The organism is Plesiomonas shigelloides, assembly GCF_900087055.1.
Classification (GTDB): Bacteria; Pseudomonadota; Gammaproteobacteria; order Enterobacterales; family CAMTGL01; genus Plesiomonas; species Plesiomonas shigelloides.
On record NZ_LT575468.1, the window covers coordinates 2,594,859 to 2,613,014 of the forward strand.

Annotated in this window: 14 protein-coding genes and 1 other RNA gene; 5 read left to right on the plus strand and 10 right to left on the minus strand. The window is 54.3% G+C overall.

The genetic code is table 11. The features are described 5' to 3' along the window. Window positions 1-259 precede the first annotated feature (259 nt). Window positions 260-913, minus strand: a complete 654-nt coding sequence (gene trhA / locus NCTC9997_RS11590; RefSeq protein ID WP_047708995.1) for a PAQR family membrane homeostasis protein TrhA — start codon at window positions 911-913, stop codon at window positions 260-262. 309 nt (window positions 914-1,222) lie between these two features. Further along, a complete protein-coding gene (locus NCTC9997_RS11595; protein ID WP_064978108.1) occupies window positions 1,223-1,729 on the minus strand; it encodes a DinB family protein in 507 nt (168 codons plus the stop codon). A 309-nt stretch (window positions 1,730-2,038) separates the two neighbouring features. Here NCTC9997_RS11595 and NCTC9997_RS11600 point away from each other — a divergent pair, with 309 nt between their 5' ends. Further along, a complete protein-coding gene (locus tag NCTC9997_RS11600) occupies window positions 2,039-3,247 on the plus strand; it encodes an acetylornithine transaminase (RefSeq protein WP_064978109.1) in 1,209 nt (402 codons plus the stop codon). Window positions 3,248-3,419: 172 nt separating this feature from the next. Here NCTC9997_RS11600 and dcuC read toward each other — a convergent pair whose 3' ends face one another. The 8 genes from dcuC to NCTC9997_RS11640 all read right to left on the minus strand — a co-directional run bounded on the left by dcuC (window position 3,420) and on the right by NCTC9997_RS11640 (window position 15,065). Continuing rightward, the gene (gene dcuC / locus NCTC9997_RS11605) at window positions 3,420-4,772 is read right to left on the minus strand and encodes an anaerobic C4-dicarboxylate transporter DcuC (protein ID WP_010864389.1); all 1,353 of its coding nucleotides are present in this window, start codon (window positions 4,770-4,772) and stop codon (window positions 3,420-3,422) included. A gap of 576 nt (window positions 4,773-5,348) precedes the next feature. After that, a complete protein-coding gene (gene gcvP, locus NCTC9997_RS11610) occupies window positions 5,349-8,273 on the minus strand; it encodes an aminomethyl-transferring glycine dehydrogenase (protein WP_064978505.1) in 2,925 nt (974 codons plus the stop codon). A gap of 209 nt (window positions 8,274-8,482) precedes the next feature. Next, the gene (gcvH, locus tag NCTC9997_RS11615; protein WP_047708992.1) at window positions 8,483-8,899 is read right to left on the minus strand and encodes a glycine cleavage system protein GcvH; all 417 of its coding nucleotides are present in this window, start codon (window positions 8,897-8,899) and stop codon (window positions 8,483-8,485) included. Window positions 8,900-8,955: 56 nt separating this feature from the next. After that, window positions 8,956-10,053, minus strand: coding sequence for a glycine cleavage system aminomethyltransferase GcvT (gene gcvT / locus NCTC9997_RS11620; protein ID WP_064978110.1), 1,098 nt, complete (start codon window positions 10,051-10,053; stop codon window positions 8,956-8,958). A gap of 467 nt (window positions 10,054-10,520) precedes the next feature. Then, window positions 10,521-11,726: an FAD-dependent 2-octaprenylphenol hydroxylase gene (locus NCTC9997_RS11625; RefSeq protein ID WP_010864393.1), complete on the minus strand. Its 1,206-nt coding sequence runs from the start codon at window positions 11,724-11,726 to the stop codon at window positions 10,521-10,523. After that, on the minus strand, window positions 11,713-12,960 hold the full coding sequence (gene ubiH / locus NCTC9997_RS11630) for a 2-octaprenyl-6-methoxyphenyl hydroxylase (protein ID WP_010864394.1): 1,248 nt from the start codon (window positions 12,958-12,960) through the stop codon (window positions 11,713-11,715). The genes NCTC9997_RS11625 and ubiH overlap by 14 nt, the downstream gene beginning before the upstream one ends. 64 nt (window positions 12,961-13,024) lie before the next feature. Continuing rightward, a complete protein-coding gene (gene pepP, locus NCTC9997_RS11635; protein ID WP_064978111.1) occupies window positions 13,025-14,353 on the minus strand; it encodes a Xaa-Pro aminopeptidase in 1,329 nt (442 codons plus the stop codon). A gap of 142 nt (window positions 14,354-14,495) precedes the next feature. After that, on the minus strand, window positions 14,496-15,065 hold the full coding sequence (locus tag NCTC9997_RS11640) for a UPF0149 family protein (RefSeq protein ID WP_039045179.1): 570 nt from the start codon (window positions 15,063-15,065) through the stop codon (window positions 14,496-14,498). A 209-nt stretch (window positions 15,066-15,274) separates the two neighbouring features. On the opposite strand from NCTC9997_RS11640, the gene zapA reads away from it, so the two are divergent. From zapA to NCTC9997_RS11660, 4 genes are all read left to right on the plus strand, one after another. Continuing rightward, on the plus strand, window positions 15,275-15,610 hold the full coding sequence (zapA, locus tag NCTC9997_RS11645; protein ID WP_010864397.1) for a cell division protein ZapA: 336 nt from the start codon (window positions 15,275-15,277) through the stop codon (window positions 15,608-15,610). Between the two features lie 152 nt (window positions 15,611-15,762). Further along, window positions 15,763-15,946, plus strand: a non-coding RNA gene (ssrS, locus tag NCTC9997_RS11650) — 6S RNA. Between the two features lie 254 nt (window positions 15,947-16,200). Further along, a complete protein-coding gene (locus NCTC9997_RS11655) occupies window positions 16,201-16,881 on the plus strand; it encodes a 5-formyltetrahydrofolate cyclo-ligase (protein ID WP_082935555.1) in 681 nt (226 codons plus the stop codon). A gap of 204 nt (window positions 16,882-17,085) precedes the next feature. After that, a complete protein-coding gene (locus tag NCTC9997_RS11660; RefSeq protein ID WP_064978112.1) occupies window positions 17,086-18,147 on the plus strand; it encodes an efflux RND transporter periplasmic adaptor subunit in 1,062 nt (353 codons plus the stop codon). The last annotated feature ends 9 nt before the right edge of the window (window positions 18,148-18,156 follow it).

Genomic DNA, 18,156 nt, shown 5'->3' on the forward strand with positions numbered 1-18,156 from the left:
GTACAACGTAATAACCGGCAGAGCTCTCTCACCATCCCAACGGGTGTTACATTGTCTTGGCTTATTTTTAGACAATAAAAATGATTGTCTGCACTTAACAAAAAAGCAACATGGGAAGGTGTGAAAAGCGGGGCTTACAAATTTGGCATGCGCTGACAGCGAAATGCTTCTCATCTTAAGGCAAAACCGCCGGTGCACAGTGGCAATCCAGCGGTTTTAGGCTACTCAAATAACAGCGAAATCAGCAACGTTAGTCAGGTTATTTTGCAATATAAAAGTATATCGCGAGGAAGTGACACACAGCGCCGCCGAGGACAAACAAATGCCAAATGGCATGGCTAAACGGCAGACGTTTGGCCAGATAGAAGATCACGCCCAAACTGTATAGTGCGCCACCCGCCGCCAAAAGAACCAAACCGCCGAGCGGTAACGAGATGGCCAGTTGATAAATCACTACCAGAGATAACCAGCCCATCAGTAAATAGGTGCTGACCGACAGAATCTGAAAGCGGTGCACGAAAAACAACTTAAAGACGATGCCCACTGCCGCGAGCGCCCAAATCACCACCATCAAACCTGTCGCTAACGGGGTATCTAGCGCCACCAGCAAAAAAGGAGTGTAGGTACCGGCAATCAACAGATAAATGGCACAGTGATCAAAGGTTTTCAGCCAACGCCGCGCTTTGGGGATCAAAATGGCGTGGTAGAGGGTCGAGGCCAGAAACAGCACTATCATACTGCTACCGTATACCGCATAACTGGCTAGCGCTCGGGTCCCCTGATGCTCTACGGCGCCCTGCATCACCAGCAGCACCAACGCCACAATCCCGAAAATAACCCCTAACCCGTGAGTGATACTGTTCACCCATTCTTCGTGAACAGAATACGCCGTAGATGAACTAACCGATGACATACAGTGACTCCGACACTCAACAATACCTGACCTGATGGCCATCCATCATGCCGCATGGCGCGCTCAGCACGTCTGCGATGATGACAGTATACCCTTTTCGGCGTACACGTGTAAGCTGAAAATACAAAAACTGCACGGCCTCGCCATTCAGCGTGGCAGTAGCGAGAAAACCCCCGTAAGCAAATCAATAAGAAAAGTAGATAAGCAAAATGACGTGAATGAAATGCAGGAGATCCGTGACGTAGGCGCAGCCATCAGACGATGACTGCATCCACAAAGGCGCGCTGCGCAAACCTCTCTATCACAGAATTAGACGTGGTCAGTGATGACCTCTGCGTGCTGTGCTGCCGCCTGCGCGACTTGTGCGCGTCGAAAGGCAGCAAAATCAATTCCCGGCGCGGGGTAACCTTGATTGGTCATCACCGCTGAGATTTGGCCGCGATGGTGCACCGCATGCAAAATGACTTCACAGATTTGAATATCGGCGTCATGGCGCTGGCTTTGTGCTAATTCCGCCAGCTGAGTGGTGATCGCCAGCCACTGGTCGCAGGTCTGCTCCAGTTGCTCAAACAACGCCGCAGTATCGATAGTGACAATGGTATCCGGCGCCAAATCCGGTACCGGCTGGTGCAGCACCCGAGCTAATTGCTGACGTTCAGAAACCAACAAATGATTGAGTGTATTGAGAATTGAGCCAAATGACAGGCCACTGTCTTGTACGAGCAACGCGGTGGGTAATCCACGTAACTGACGCTGCAAAATACGGTATGCCCAGCGGTGGTAGAGCAGTTGCTGCTGAAGGTGATGCGGTAACATACTCACAATGCGCTCACTCCTTGGCTGACAGATCTTCACGGGCAAAGAGGCACCGGCGTGGTGCGACTCTTTGGCTGGGCGGATTCTAACCGTTAATATACGAGTTGTTAACGTTTAAGATTTGTACAGCAGATAAAGCCATCCAAAGATAGAAAAAGATCACAAACTCCTGTCGCACCTGTTCACGCTAGTGCAACTTTCCATTGTGGTGACACTGGAATTTTTAGTCACAAAAAACGATTGAACATTCAGTTTTTATTCACTACATTGCCAAAATCAGACCGCACAAAGCAAATGCAGGGAGCAGAGATGACCACACTGAACACGGACGCGTTGATGACCATAACCCACCGGCCGGAGCTCTATTTCACCCATGGTAAGGGACACTGGCTGTACAGCAGCGATGGCACTGCGTATTTGGATTTTGTCCAAGGCTGGGCCGTGAACTGTCTGGGCCATTGCCCTGATGAGCTGGTCCAAGCGCTAACCCAGCAAGCACAAACCCTGATCAATCCAAGCCCTGCCTTTTTTAACCAACCCATGGCGCAATTAGCCACGCGCTTAGCGACCTTGTCAGGACTGGATCAGGTGTTTTTTACCAACTCAGGCGCCGAAGCCAATGAGAGTGCCATCAAGCTGGCTCGCCGTTACGGGCAAAAACATAAAAATGGCGCTTATCAAATCATCACCTTTGACAACAGCTTTCACGGACGAACATTGGCCACCATGTCCGCCACCGGCAAGCCGCAATTTGCGGCGCTGTTCGAGCCAAAAGTGCCCGGTTTTATCAAAGTGCCGTATAACGATTTAGACGCTGTGCGCCAAGCAGTCACAGACCAAACTATTGCGGTAATGTTGGAGCCAATCCAAGGTGAAGCGGGCGTTATCCCAGCCCAGAAAAGCTTTATGCACGGGCTACGCGCACTCTGCGACGAGCTGGGTTTATTGCTGATTGTCGATGAGGTACAAACCGGCATTGGTCGTACCGGCACCCTATTTGCTTTTGAGCATTACGATATCGTGCCGGATATGGTTACGCTGGGTAAAGGGTTAGGCGGCGGGATCCCGCTGGCCGCGCATTTGGCGCGTGCGCAGGTCGCTTGCTTTGAGCCTGGCGATCAAGGTGGTACCTATTGCGGTAATCCGCTGATGTGTGCCGGTGGGTTAGCCGTGGTGAACACGGTGGCGCAGCGCGACTTTTTACAACAGGTGCGCGACAGCAGTGCGCAGCTACGCGCAGGACTGGAAGCGTTAAGTGCCGAACTGGGAATGGGCGAAGTGCGTGGTCACGGTTTATTGCTGGCGCTGGATGTGAAATATCCGATAGCCGAAGAAGCGGTTGTGGAAGCCCGCTTGCAGCAGTTGCTGCTGAACGCGCCGCGTCCGAACCTGTTGCGCTTTATGCCCGCGCTGACCTTGAGTGGGCATGAAATCCAGTTGATGCTAGGACGTTTGCAGCTGATTTTACGCAGCCTGATGGCGCAATATCAGAAAAAACCACAACCGAATCTGGCCTAAACTGGCGCAAAGTAACAATCACCACGCGCGTCTTACCGCCATCGGGATAGCAGCAACAATTGGTTATCCCGCAAAAAATGCCCTGCTATCACGGCAGACAGCAGGGCATTACCATTACATGATTATCTTAGTTATCTTAGTTACCTAAGATCTCTATATCTAAGAGACAGGCTTATACCGGCACCATAATCTCGGTTGCGATAATGACCACAATCAGGCCAACCAGTACGGGTACTGAAGTACGCTTCACTACTTCAAACGGAGACAGTTTCGCCATACCAGATGTCGCCACAATAACCCCAGAAACTGGAGAGATGGTACGACCCAAGTTGGACGCCTGCAGCATCGGGATAATCAGGAAGGCCGGGTTAATCCCCATCTGCGCCGCCAGTTTCGGGATCAGCTCCACAAACGCATAGAAAGGCGCGTTACCTGAACCGGTAGTGAAAGCAGCCAGTGTGGTAATAATCACCAGCACCATCATCATCACAAAACCGCCGTTACCGAACGATTGTGCCAAGCCGAGCAGGTTGTTGATAAAGCCCACGGTAGTCAGGCCTTGCGCAAAGACCCCTGCTGCCACCAACAGCATCACAACGCTAGCAAACGCATCAGCCATGCCGCGGTATGCCACTTCCAGACCTTTAAACACCTCTTGCGCGCTGAACTTACGAATAAATTCAATCAGCGCAGTCATGATCATACAGATGACCAAGATAGTGATGATGTGCAATTTCGGGCCCAGATCACCGTTAAAAATCAGTACCCCGATAATCGGCGTAAAAGGCAAAATCGCGTAGAACGATGGGGCATTGACTTGGATTTCGCTCACATCCAGACGCTCATGGCTGACGCCTTCTTTGTTATCCAGATAGCGCTGCCAGAAAAAGTGCGCCACTGCCATACACAAAATCGCCACGATGGAGATTGGCAGCGTGGTTTTAAACGCAAAATCAATCAGATCCAAACCAGCGGCGTTGGCTGCTACCACCACATCACCGGAAGTTGGCGACAAAATAATCGCTGCCGGAGAGGCACAGATTGCCGCCGCCGCGCCACGGCTGATCCCCACGTTGACCATTAATGGGAACAAGGTAGCCATCAACAACACACCCAAGCCGGTTGCTGATGACACGGCCAGTGACATCAGACAAGCCACAAAATAGGCCGCCACCATCAGTACATACGGGGATTTGATCTTCTGCAATGGCTTCGAGGTCAGCTTCACCACCATGTCATTCGCCCCGATATGGGTCATGTAGGTAGCAAAACCGCACAGCATCATGATCATCATGCCAAGATCGCCACCGCGATTCATCAGCAGATATTTCACATACTCCACCACATCGGTCGCCATATTACCGGTGGATTCCACCCCTTTTGGCAGCACCGAATGCCCCAACAAGGCGGCAATAATCAGCAGCAACAGGCCACCGGTCATCAGTACACCGGTGGCTGAATAACCTTTGAAGATATACCGCCCCACGCCGGCGGCCACAAGAATGCCGATTAACAGCTCCAGCATAACAATCCCTCGATATGATTCAGATTCAAGTACAAATTAAAGATAGGCTAACAACAGTGAATAACTCTAAATGAGCCGGTTTATGCCGACTATCTTTTTACGAATGCCGCGTGATGAATATCTCTATTTATCAGACGAATTGGAAAGCATAGCACGCTTTCAAACAATTATGTAACAGTCAGACCGGTTAATGGCCGGTATCACGGTGCATTGTGCTGGCAAAATCGGCTGTTTCACGCGTATCGCGTGCTTGTCATCAAGGAAGATAAAATGAGTGTTTATCGCGCATGCTAGCGATTTTCCACTGGTTAAAATCGAGTTTACACTGCGCAATACGTCATAAAATGGCGTCCGGACACCAAAATATGCGCCAAGCGATTAAAACTCATAGCTAAGCCCACAGTAAGAACGAATATTGGCGCAAAAATCACGGAGCCAAAAAGCACCAGAGAAAAGAAAAACGCCGACAGCATGTCGGCGTTATAGCAAGAGCGTGGGCGCTACGACTTAGCGTGATTACGCAAAGAGCGGCGCGAAGTAGTGCGGCAAAGTACTACGCTAAATGACTCTGCGAAATTACTCCGCTGACAATGCACCATATTCGGCAGTTGGAATACAGGCACAAAACAGGTTACGGTCACCAAACACATCATCTAAGCGCTTCACTGTTGGCCAGTATTTATCACTGCGTAAACCCGCAACGGGAAATGCGGCAACCTCACGCGAATACGGATAAGACCACTCATCGGCGCACAGCTCAGCTTGAGTGTGCGGGGCATTGACCAACGGATTATTATCACGCGGCCACACGCCCTGCTCAACCTGAGCTATCTCGTTGCGGATCGCCAGCAAAGCATCGGCAAACCGATCCAGCTCCGCCAAACTTTCCGACTCCGTCGGCTCGATCATCAAGGTTCCCGCAACCGGAAAAGACATCGTCGGCGCATGGAATCCGTAGTCAATCAAACGCTTGGCCACATCCATCTCGCTGATCCCGGAGCGCTCTTTTAGCGGTCGCAAATCCAAAATGCACTCATGCGCCACCCGCCCTTGTCGGCCGCTATAGAGCACTGGATAGGCCGCCGACAAACGGCCAGCCAGATAGTTGGCATTCAAGATAGCCACTTCGGTGGCGTGACGCAGCCCTTGGCTACCCATCATCCGGATGTACATCCAACTGATCGGCAAAATCGAGGCCGAGCCAAACGGCGCCGCCGATACTGCAGGGCCATTACCACACAAGCCCGGCAGCTGCAGGCAGGCATGGCCCGGTAAGAACGGTGCTAAATGAGCTTTGACACCGATTGGCCCCATACCCGGTCCACCACCGCCGTGTGGAATACAGAAGGTTTTATGCAAATTAAGGTGCGAAACATCCGCGCCAATATAACCCGGGCTGGTCAGCCCAACCTGCGCATTCATGTTGGCGCCATCAAGGTATACCTGTCCGCCAAGGCTATGCACAATCTGGCACGCCTCGCGAATGGTTTCTTCATATACGCCATGGGTTGAAGGATAAGTGACCATGATGCAAGAAAGCGCTTCACCGGCTTGCTCGGCTTTGCTACGTAAATCGGCCAAATCGATATTACCCTGCCGATCGCAGGCCACCACCACCACCTGCATGCCCGCTAGCTGCGCCGAAGCCGGATTGGTACCGTGCGCTGACGCGGGGATCAGGCAGATATTGCGCGCCGCTTGCCCTTGCGCACAGTGGTACTGACGAATGGCCACTAAACCGGCATATTCTCCTTGCGCGCCGGAGTTCGGCTGTAAGCTCACCGCATCATAACCGGTTAACGCGGCCAGCCAGTCGGCCAGTTGGCGCAGTAAAATCTGATAGCCTTTGGCCTGCTCTGGCGGACAAAATGGATGCAACGCCGCAAACTCTGGCCACGTGATTGGCAGCATCTCGGCGGTGGCATTGAGCTTCATGGTGCAAGAGCCCAGTGGGATCATGGCGCGATCGAGCGCCAAATCGCGGCGCGCCAAACGCTGCAAGTAACGCAGCATTTCGGTTTCGCTGTGGTAACGATTAAACACCGGATGCGTCAATATTGGCGCACTACGCACCGCGCCCAAACGTGATTGCGCAGCCACCTGCCCGTCGAGCACCGCCCACTCGGGCACCTCTTGCTCACGACCGCTGACGATCTGATACAGATCGGTTAAATCCGCCAATGTTGTGGTTTCATCTAGCGTGATCCCTACGTGGCCAGCACGATCGAGGCGCAAATTGATGCGCCGTGCTAGCGCACGTTCGCGAACCGCGGCGGTATCACTCAGGGCAAAGGTTAAGGTATCAAACCAGCGCGAATGAAGCGGAGCGATCCCGATATCCGTCAAGGCTTGCGCGAGCATGCCGGTCAACCGGTGTACCCGCTGCGCAATACGGCTAAGCCCCTTAGCGCCGTGATACACGGCGTAGAAACCGGCCATGTTGGCCAGTAACACCTGTGACGTACAGATATTGGAATTGGCCTTTTCGCGCCGGATATGTTGCTCGCGTGTTTGCATCGCCATACGCAGCGCAGGCTGACCAGCGGCATCACGAGACACGCCAATCAAGCGCCCCGGCATGGCACGCTTATACGCATCACGGGTGGCAAAAAAGGCCGCATGTGGCCCACCGTATCCCATCGGCACCCCAAAACGCTGCGCCGAGCCAAACACAATATCAGCGCCCAGCCGCCCGGGCGCTTCTTGTAACACCAGCGCCAACGGATCGGCGGCCACACTCAGTAAGATCTGCTCCGGCTGCAAGAAAGCCGACAATGCGGCCAGATCTGGAATATCGCCACTGCTGGCCGGATATTGCACCAAGACGCCACACAACATCGCGCGCTCGCCGCGCTCTAGCGCCATCAACGCATCCAGCGAGCCACGCTGTAAGCTGATTCCTAACCCCTCGGCACGAGTTTGCAGCACGCCCAATGTTTGCGGGTGGATATCGTCCAGCACCCAAAATTGTTGCGCGCCTTTACGCTTACACACACGTGCGCTCATCGCCATTGCTTCCGCCGCTGCTGTGGCTTCATCCAATAATGAGGCCGAGGCGACATCCAAACCGGTAAGATCGAGGGTCAGCTGCTGGAAATTCAACAAGGCTTCTAAACGCCCCTGCGCGACTTCCGGCTGATACGGGGTATACGCGGTGTACCATGCAGGGTTTTCCAGCACATTACGCAAAATCACCGGCGGCGTGACTGTGTTGCTATAGCCCATGCCGATAAAGCTGCGAAAAATCTGGTTTTGCGCAGCGATGCGTTTGAGCTCTTGCAAAGCCTGCGGCTCATCCGCAGCCGGCAGTGACACTGGAGGTCGTGAGAGCAAAATATCCGCTGGTACGGTCTGAGTGATCAGTTCTGATAAGCTGGCGACACCGAGGCTATGCAGCATCTGCTGCTGCGCCTGCTCATCTGGGCCGATGTGACGGGCAATAAATGCATCGGGAGCAAATAACGCCGGCGCCAACGGGGTCGGCTGCGAGGAAGTGGTCATAAGTGGCAGTCCTGAATCAGCCGAAGCGGCCTCGTCCAAACCGACTTTCGGCAAAGCGCACGAGAAAACAGCCATCGCGCAGGCGAAGGCCGCCATACCTAAACTGCCGAGCAACGCGATGCTGACGATACCATCGCACAATAATACAATCGGCGACTAAGGTATCGCCGGCACAGGTTGCTCGGGCATATCGCCATCAGTGGCGCGAATTACTCTTCGTCTTCGCCGCTGTCATCATCTTCGGCAGCGATCAATTGGGCGTACTCCTCGGCGCTCAGTAGATCATCGAGCTCACGCGGATCGTCAATGCGCAATTGGAACAACCAGCCATCTCCATACGGATCGCTATTGACCAACTCAGGCTGATCGGCCAGATCCTCGTTGACGGCAATCACTTCCCCCGCCAGCGGAGCGTAGATATCCGATGCCGCTTTAACCGACTCCGCCACCGCACAATCATCTCCGGCGGCCACGCTGGAGTCGGGATCCGGTAAGTCAATAAACACCATGTCACCTAACAGGGCCTGCGCATGATCGGTGATACCCACGGTATAGCATCCGTTGCCATCTTCACGCACCCATTCGTGGGTGTCGGTATACCGTAATTCAGAGGGAATATGGCTCATAACAAAATCCTTTCGTATCGGTTAGAGACGTATATTTTTAGACTCATATTTAAGGCTCAGCGGACGATTGCTTTGCCATGGCGCACCCAACCTGGTGCGCCGACCGTAACCGGCAACGCGCGGTTACGGATCAGCACGCTGGCCTGCGGCGGAATATCGGCCGGCACGCGAGCCAGCGCGATGCTATAACCTAATGTAGGCGAAAAACTGCCACTGGTGATCACGCCTTGCTCTTCGGCGCCCAAGGCATTGATAAAATGTACCGTCTGACCGTGGCGCAGTACCCCTTTTTCCTGCAAGGTGAGCCCCACCAATTTGTGCGATCCTTGCTCACGCACCTGCTCTAAGGCATGGCGGCCAATGAAGTGGCGATCTTCCGGCTGCCAGCTGATCGTCCACCCCATATTGGCGGCCAGCGGGGTCACGCTCTCATCCATATCCTGCCCATAGAGATTCAGCCCCGCTTCCAAGCGCAGCGTATCGCGTGCGCCTAAGCCACAGGGAGCAACGCCTTGTTCGCAAAGCGCTTGCCACAGCGCTGGTGCTTGCGCGGCAGGCAGCATAATTTCATAGCCGGCTTCACCGGTATAACCGGTCGCCGCCACCAACCATTCGCCAATCGGCAACGCAAAAAAAGGTTTTAAGCTTACCAAGGCGCTGCGCTGCTCAACCGGTAACAGGGGCTGTAACTTTGCCTGAGCCTGCGGGCCTTGTAGGGCCAGCAACGCCAAATCATCGCGTAAACGCACGTCCACTTGGTAATTGCGCGCATGGGCGCGGATCCACGCTAAATCTTTGTCGCGCGTCGCGGCATTCACCACCAAACGGAAATAATCTTCGCGCAGGAAATAGACAATCAGATCATCGAGCACCCCGCCTTGCTCATTGAGCATCGCACTGTATAGCGCTTTACCGGGCGTAGTCAGCCGCGCGACATCATTGGCCAGCAAGATGCGTAAAAACGGGCGGCAATGTTCGCCATGCAGGTCAATAATGGTCATGTGTGACACATCAAACACCCCTACACTGCGGCGAACCTGATGATGTTCTTCCAACTGCGAACCGTAGTGCAGCGGTAGCTCCCAACCGTGGAAGTCAACCATGCGTCCACCGGCGGCCAAGTGCTGCCGATAAAGAGGCGTACGCTTTGCCATGATAGCCATCCTTCTTCTGTGGTGCGGTGTTGTTATCATGCCGTTTAACCGCTGAAAGGTGGACTTGCCACCTCTCGCTATAGACACCCAGTCACGGCCAGTATCACTGCATTATGTTACAAACACATCTTCGCATTGATATTAAAACGTTAACAAACTATATACCGGCTTGTCCGAGAACCCTATCGGATAAATAACAGGCAGTGAGCCGGATCAAATGCAAAATTGCAGCGCGCCTTTTCCCTTCCTCCAAATGGAAATAACCACAGAGTGATGATCAAGAGATAAGACAACGCGATAAGCGCAAAGACAGAAGACAGAAGACAGAAGACAGAAGACAGAAGACAGAAGACAGAAGACAGAAGACAGAAGACCAAAATAAAACCGGCGCTACTGCAGATACAGTAACGCCGGCTGAATCCGTTTAGATTCAATAAGTTGCAGTGACAACCTTAACGCTGTAGCCGTTAAGGACGCGCCAGTTGCGGTAACTCACCGCTTAGGCCACAGGCATGACGGATCAGCTGTGGTTTAACGCCCGGTAATTGGCCTGCCAGCACTAAACCCACATCGCGCAGCAGTTTTTTCGCTGGGTTATGGCCAGCAAACAGATCGCGAAAACCTTGCATAGCCGCCAACATCAAGGCTGCTTCGCTTTTACGCCAGCGTTCATAACGGCGCAAATGCGCATGCAAGCCGATATCGCGCCCACTTTGATGCAAACGCACAATCTCCTGCGCTAGCGCCGCCGCATCTTGTAAGCCGAGATTCACGCCCAAACCCGCCAGTGGGTGAATGGTGTGCGCGGCATCCCCCACCAACGCCACACGGTGCGCGGCAAAGCTGCGCGCGTAACGGGCAGTCAGCGGGATCACCTGACGCTCAGAGACCAGCTCACACAGCCCCAAACGCAAATCAAATGCCGCGCTTAGCTGAGCGTTGAACTGTTCGGCAGGTAGAGCCTGCAACTGAGCCGCCTCTTGCGGTGGTAATGACCACACAATCGAGCACAGATTAGGTTCACTCAAGGGTAAAAAAGCCAGCGGCCCTTGAGGGCGGAAGATTTGCCGCGCGCAATTCTCATGCCCTTCAGCGACGCGAATATTGGCCACCAGCGCGCTATGGCCATAATCCCAAAACGTCAGTGGAATATCGGCTTGCTGACGTAGCCACGAATGCGCGCCATCAGCGCCAACCAGCAGACGGGTAGTCAGCATCTGACCATCATCCAAGGTGAGGAAGGCTTCATTTTCCCCGAATGCCGCTTGTTTCAGCTGGGCTGGTGCCAGCAGTGTCACGCCCTCTAAACGGCTGACATGCTCCCACAGCGCTTGCTGGATCACGCTATTTTCAATGATATGGCCTAAGTGCGGCGCATTGATTTCGTTCGCGGCAAACGCGATACGGCCAAAGCTGTCTTGCTCCCACACTTCCATCTTGGCGTATGGCGTACTGCGACGCGCCATGATGGCCGACCACACCCCCAAACGCTGCAAAATATTCTGACTGGCCAAATTGATGGCCGATACGCGCACATCCGGTTGCGCAGGCAGCGTGCTCGGCGGCAGCTGACCTTCCAGCACCGCCAGACGTAATCCGCTGTCATGCAGGGCCGCAGCGACGGTCAATCCGACCATTCCGCCGCCAATAATCACCACATCATAAGCCTGCACACGGCACTCCTTTTGTTGATTCACTCTCCCCCAGCATTCGGCGCGCGAGTTGGTCACGCCACGGGGTCAGGGCCTGCATTAAGAGCAGACCGGTATTGCGTCCTGCCACTAACGGCGCGTAGCGGTTGGCAAACAGCCGCACCAGTCCATCAGTAGTATCAATGGTGGTTTGCTGGTCATCGCGGCGGCGGCGTTGGTAGTGGCGTAGCACCTGATAATCACCAATATCGACCGCGGAGTTTTCCACATTGTTTGGCAACGCATCAGCCAAAGCCTGTGCCAGCGCCATCACATCGCGCAAGCCTAAGTTAAAGCCTTGGCCGGCAATCGGATGCAGTGTCTGCGCAGCATTACCTACCAGCGCTAAACGATGATGCACATGTTGAGGATGCTGATATAACGCCAGCGGATAAGCATGCCGCTCACCGACCGCGGTAAAGCGCCCCAAGCGCCAACCAAACGCCTGTTGTAACTGCTGCAAAAAGGTGGCGTCATCCCACGCCAACACGGATTCACGCTGCGCGCTCGGGTGGCACCACACCAGTGAGCAAAGATTGTCGGCTGGCGCACCATCGCTGGTCGCTAGCGGCAACAGCGCGAGCGGGCCGTGCGCGGTAAAGCGCTCAAAAGCTTGCCCCTGATGCGCCACAGCACTACGCACATTGGCAATAACGGCAACCTGTTCATACGGCTGCGCGGTAGGGCGAATGCCGCACTGCGCCAACACCTGAGAGTGCGTACCGTCCGCCGCCACCAGCAACTGAGCCTGCAATGCCTGACCATTGTCTAAGGTGACTGTGACCCGCTCAGTTTCTCGCTGCACGTCACGCACACTGGCCGGACAATGCCAGTGAATCGATGGGCGTTTAGCAAGCAGCTGCAGTAACGCCTCACCGGCGCGGCGCAGCTCTACTACCTGACCGAGTGCCGGCAAGGCATAATCCGCGGCGTCCAGCTGTACACGCCCAGCGTGACCGCGATCGGATACATGGATGCGCCGAATCGGTGCCGCATGAGTCGCTAATGGCGCCCACAGCCCCAATTGCTCGAGCTGCTGACAACTGCCATGCGCCAACGCGATGCAACGCGCATCAAAGCCGCTACCGCTCATCGCTTGCGGTAACTGCGCCTCAATGACATCGATACGCACTCGACCTTGACTCAAGGTATCAAGCGCCAAGGCCAGCAGAGTACCGGCCATGCCGCCGCCGGCAATGATCACGGAAGGCTGCATCCTACTTCTCCTTCACTTGTACTCACTTAACGGAATAAGCAACTCTGTTCATGTACACGAATAATTAATGCGCACTAACGCTGTGGCGTGCCGCAGCCATCAGCGCTTCAATGGCATCGGGGTCTTTCGGCGCGCCAGCGGTCAGCACCTGATTGCCCCCTTCCACCATCAGCAGGTTATCTTCGATACGAATACCGATCCCGCGATAGGCTTCGGGGACATCCGCATCCGGCGCAATATACAGCCCCGGCTCGACCGTCAGCACCATGCCGGGCTGCAAAATACGCTCGCGGGCAGGGGTGCTGTAATCGCCCACATCATGCACATCCAAGCCTAACCAATGGCCCAGACCGTGCATATAAAATGGTAAGTAGGCTTTCTCTGCGATCAGCTGCTCGGTTTCACCGTGCAAAATGCCCAGCGCCACCAGCCCTTCAACCATAATGCGCAACACCAGATCGTTGGCTTGCTTGATGCTGTGCCCTGGCACCAACACCTCAATCGCGGCCAACTCGGCGCGCAGTACGATGTCATACAGCGCGCGCTGGGCGGCGCTAAACTTACCGCTCACAGGGAAAGTCCGGCTGATATCACCGGCATAACCTTGGTATTCGGCGCCCGCATCGATCAGCACCAAATCGCCATCGCGCAGCTCGCTCTCGTTTTCGGTGTAATGCAAAATACAGGCGTTATCACCACTACCGACAATGCTGTTATAGGCAGCAAAACGGGCACCATGACGGGAAAACTCGTGCTGAATTTCCCCTTCCAGATGGTATTCGAACAAGCCTGCGCGCGCTTTTTCCATCGCACGGCAATGGGCTTTCGCCGAAATCTCCGCCGCGGTGCGCATCAGGGCAATTTCCGCCGGTGATTTGAACAGGCGCATCTCGTGCACCAGCGGACGCCAATCCATCTGGGTATTGATGGCGCGCAGCCCTTGGCGAAAACCGTTACGCAGCGTGGTTAACACTTGCGCCACCGCTTGGTCGGCGTAGTCATACTCGCCTTCAGCGTGATACAGCACGTCCAAACCACTGAGCAAAGCAGGCAGCTCTTGTGCCAGCGCGGGATAGGCAAACGCCTGATCCACCGCCAGCGCCGCTGGCGCAGCACTTTGGCCTAAACGGCGGCCATGCCACACTTCCGCCAACGGATCTTTTTCCCGGTTGAATAACACGCTACGGGTACCATGCGCGTCTTTGATCAGCAGCAGTGCTGCTTCCGGTTCATTTAATGGACAGAAATACCAAAAATCACTGTTTTGGCGAAATAGGTAGTCGCTATCACGGCTGCGAGTCCGCTCCGGTGCGGCAAAAAAGAGCGCCGCACTGTTCGGTGCCATCTGAGCCAACAGGGCCTGACGGCGGTTAATCCATTCTTGAATATCCATTGTGTTTATCCTCACATAACCTGATGCGCGATGACCTGCTCGCTTATGTTCTGCACCTGCTTTTCTGTAGTTGCGCGTTATTTTTCCGTGACCTAGAGCCATGGCATCAATCCGTGGCATCGCAGTGTTCAGCTGTGAATCATCAATGCAGCGTTGGTTTGGCGTTCTCACCGGCCAATGGCGCACAAGCAAAGGTGTTAAAGCACAGCATCGCGCCCATACGGACGTATTCGGCCACTTCTTCCAGTGACTGCTCCAGCTCTTCTTGATCTTCATCCAGATCGTAACCCAGCTGCGAAATGCTGGTGAGGTCATCAATCATCTCACCCACTTCAGCATGCCCTTTTTTCAGCCCCGGCTGCGCCACGCCCAATCCAACCAGGAATTGGCTTACCCATTCGGCCAGCGCATCCACGCGATCAAACACCGATTCATCATCTTCTGGCAGCAACAAGCTGAAACCAAACTCTTCCTCATTCAGGGTTTGTTTGATTTGCAGATACATGGTGCGGGCCACTTTCGCCAGTTCAGACGGATAAGCTTGACCATCGTTGGTCAGATCGTGCATCCAGACCTGCCAGCTGTCATCTTTAATACCGCCACACAGCAAGCCGCTCAGCAGGCCATGCAATTCTGCCGCGCTGATGGCGATGCCTTCGGCCATCAAAGAAGCGGTCAGGGAGGAGTAATCTGGAAGCGCGCTCGTATTCATCTGTTGAGATCCCGTTTTTGCGGTATAAAGCTAAGAGTGATATTGGTATGCTATCACCAGCCCACGCCTGCCGCCAGAAAGCGCTTGAATCTTATGAGGTCCGCCGATATAGTGGCGCCCGCTTGTCATGGGGCAACCCGGTGTCATGTACGAAATATCGACACTTCTGGTACAGGCTTTTTAACGTAAAAACCAGGCAGGAGCTTGGCATGAGCACAGCAGAACCGGTTGATATTCAGATCCTCGGGCGCGTAATTCGCGTAAATTGCCCGGAAGAACAAAAAAATGCGCTATTTCGCTCTGCTGATGAGTTGAATAAGCGCTTGCAAGAGCTAAAGCAACGCTCTAAAGTGACGAATACCGAGCAACTGGCTCTGATCGTGGCTCTGAATATGGCTAACGAACTGGAGCTGGAACGCCGTAAGACTCAAGAATATGCTGCCAGTATGGAGCAGCGAATTCGGATGCTGCAAAGCACCATCGAGCAGGCACTCGTTGAACAGGGACAGTTAACGCATACGCGTCATGGCACAAGATTCGAATAATCTGCTTGTCTGTCGCGAATAAGCTGGTATAACAAACGTAAGGCCGATATCTGATATGCAACGCGTCGGGTATCACCGTCTGATTAGCTAATATGATTTAGCTAATGTAGACAAGGCCAGTCAGGGATTGACGCCAGCCGTTGAACAAGAATTTGTCCCTGAGATGTTCGCCAGTGGGTTCGTCCCCTGAGCCGATATTCAACATCTCCAGAGTCCGTCGACTATGCGGCCTGTGAGCATGCTCAGTTCGCTGAGAAGCCTAATGGTTGTAACGATGGGCTCACCTTGAACCGCGGGTTCAAGGGCTACTACCCGCAGCGGCATCTTGGGGACTCTCGCTTTTCTTCTGTATCTCTGTTCTCTTTATCCTTTACTCCCTAGTTTTACTCGCACGCTCGCGCTACCTGCTCATATTCTCAGTATTCTCTGATCCCCCACACCGCTGATATACCACCGACACAATTTTTGTACCTCCCGATTGGCACGCAGACTTAAGCTGCTATGCTGGCATAAACCGTCATGCTCACCGCTTTCCCATCCGCATGATGGCTCGTTAACTTTATTTTCTTTTGACCAGCAGGACTGCCTTGATGAGCGCCCATTCCGTTACCCCAAACGTGCCGCATGCATTGTCGCCGGATCCGCACAGCGCGGCACTGTGCCAGCAACTGCGCCGGACGGTACGTGAACGACGCCGTCGGTTGTCAGCACCGCAACAGCATGCTGCGGCCAATGCACTGGCTGAACGGGCGTTGCAGCATCCACGTTTTCAGCAGGCGCAGCACATTGCGCTGTATTTGGCGGTCGATGGTGAGCTAGATACCCAACCGCTGATTGACGAGCTGTGGCAGTGCGGCAAGCAAGTCTATCTGCCGGTGTTACATCCGTTTAGTCGCGGTCATTTATTGTTTTTGGCCTACCGCCCCGATAGCCCGATGCGCGCTAACCGCTTTGGCATTTTAGAGCCAGAGTTGGATTTGCATGCGGTCTGCCCGCTGCATCAGCTGGAGTTGATCGCCACGCCGCTGGTAGCGTTCGATGCCCACGGTCATCGTCTAGGCATGGGCGGCGGCTTTTATGATCGCACGTTGGCACCAATCCATCACAGTAGTCAGCCGCACGCCTTAAATAGGGTGCATGCCGCACGCCCTTATCCGATCGGGCTAGCGCATGATTGCCAGCAGGTGGCACACATCCCTCGCCAAATTTGGGATATTCCATTACCAGAGATTTTAACGCCGACGCGACATTGGGATTGGCGCAACAGCTAAGCTGACTTACCAGCAAAACCACGCTCTACACCAACCACGGTGATGACGCCTTATCCCTATCTTTCGTTCGCGGTTCAGGCTCTTGAACTTAAGAGCTTGAACGCTGGCTGGCTATCAATCACACGAATCGCAAAACCTTGTTACATTATTGCTGCGACAATAGCGCACCTCATCATCAGGACGAGCATTTAATAAGGTTGTTGCATGAAGTTGCGCATTGCTTTGCCCCTTATCACCCTGACCCTGTTACTGCAGGGCTGTAAACCGGATGCCGAAGCACCTCAAGTGCCGGTATCACGCCCCGTGAAGCTGTATACCATCGCCACCGAAACCCATAACACCGCGACCCTGCCTGGTCGTCTGGAAGCGGGACAACGGGCGGAGCTAGCCTTTGAAGTGGCTGGCCGACTGGTACAGTTACCTGCTCAGGAAGGGCAAGCCATCAAGGCCGGTCAGGTACTGGCGCAACTGGATAACCGTGACTTCGCCAGTAAAGTGCGTAGCGCGGAAGCCGAATATCAGCGCGCACATGCCGATTATCTGCGTGGCCAGACCCTGTTTAATGGCAAGCAAGCCATTTCCCGCGCCGAGTTAGAAAAACTGCGCACCCAATCAGCGGTGGCAAAATCTGCGCTGGAGCAAGCCCGTAAAGCGCTGCGCGATACACAAATCACCGCGCCGTTTAATGGCATCGTGAGCCGCGTGCTGGTCAACAACCACGAAAATATCAATGCCAAGCAGCCTGTCGTGATTGTGCAGGATGTCAGCTATTTTGAGATCCGCTTGCACGTTACCGAGCGTAATTTGCTGGAGCGCCATGACCGCAATACGCCGCTGTTTGCCCGTATCGAAGGCATTCCAGGACGTGAATTTGCCTTAAGTTTCCACTCTGTGGCGAAAGAGCCTGATCCGCTGACCGGTACCTATGAAGTGGTGCTGCGCATGCCTGCGCCAGCCGATTTGAGTCTGTTCTCCGGCATGACGGTGACCGTTGGCGCGGGCAATCCACCGGCCAGCGACCAAGCCAATGCACATTGGTTGATCCCCGCGGTCGCCGTACTGAGTGACAGCGACAACGGTGAGCACTATGTCTGGCGCTATAACCCGACCACTCAGTTGACCGAAAAAGTGCCAGTAAAAACCGGACAGATTCAGGGCAACAACATAGAAGTTATCAGCGGCCTGAGCGCCGGTGAACAAATCATCATTGCTGGCGTGCACGCGGTGCAGGCAGGCATGCCGGTTCATCCGTTGGTCACGCAATAAGGAGCGCGG

What these genes read in the sequence shown, in the direction of transcription:
- dcuC (WP_010864389.1), bottom strand. Translation starts at nt 4,772, where the DNA reads ATGCTGGAGCTGTTAATCGGCATTCTTGTGGCCGCCGGCGTGGGGCGG.
- gcvP (WP_064978505.1), bottom strand. Translation starts at nt 8,273, where the DNA reads ATGACCACTTCCTCGCAGCCGACCCCGTTGGCGCCGGCGTTATTTGCT.
- gcvH (WP_047708992.1), bottom strand. Translation starts at nt 8,899, where the DNA reads ATGAGCCATATTCCCTCTGAATTACGGTATACCGACACCCACGAATGG.
- pepP (WP_064978111.1), bottom strand. Translation starts at nt 14,353, where the DNA reads ATGGATATTCAAGAATGGATTAACCGCCGTCAGGCCCTGTTGGCTCAG.
- NCTC9997_RS11600 (WP_064978109.1), top strand. Translation starts at nt 2,039, where the DNA reads ATGACCACACTGAACACGGACGCGTTGATGACCATAACCCACCGGCCG.
- ubiH (WP_010864394.1), bottom strand. Translation starts at nt 12,960, where the DNA reads ATGCAGCCTTCCGTGATCATTGCCGGCGGCGGCATGGCCGGTACTCTG.
- NCTC9997_RS11660 (WP_064978112.1), top strand. Translation starts at nt 17,086, where the DNA reads ATGAAGTTGCGCATTGCTTTGCCCCTTATCACCCTGACCCTGTTACTG.
- zapA (WP_010864397.1), top strand. Translation starts at nt 15,275, where the DNA reads ATGAGCACAGCAGAACCGGTTGATATTCAGATCCTCGGGCGCGTAATT.
- trhA (WP_047708995.1), bottom strand. Translation starts at nt 913, where the DNA reads ATGTCATCGGTTAGTTCATCTACGGCGTATTCTGTTCACGAAGAATGG.
- NCTC9997_RS11640 (WP_039045179.1), bottom strand. Translation starts at nt 15,065, where the DNA reads ATGAATACGAGCGCGCTTCCAGATTACTCCTCCCTGACCGCTTCTTTG.
- NCTC9997_RS11595 (WP_064978108.1), bottom strand. Translation starts at nt 1,729, where the DNA reads ATGTTACCGCATCACCTTCAGCAGCAACTGCTCTACCACCGCTGGGCA.
- gcvT (WP_064978110.1), bottom strand. Translation starts at nt 10,053, where the DNA reads ATGGCAAAGCGTACGCCTCTTTATCGGCAGCACTTGGCCGCCGGTGGA.
- NCTC9997_RS11655 (WP_082935555.1), top strand. Translation starts at nt 16,201, where the DNA reads ATGAGCGCCCATTCCGTTACCCCAAACGTGCCGCATGCATTGTCGCCG.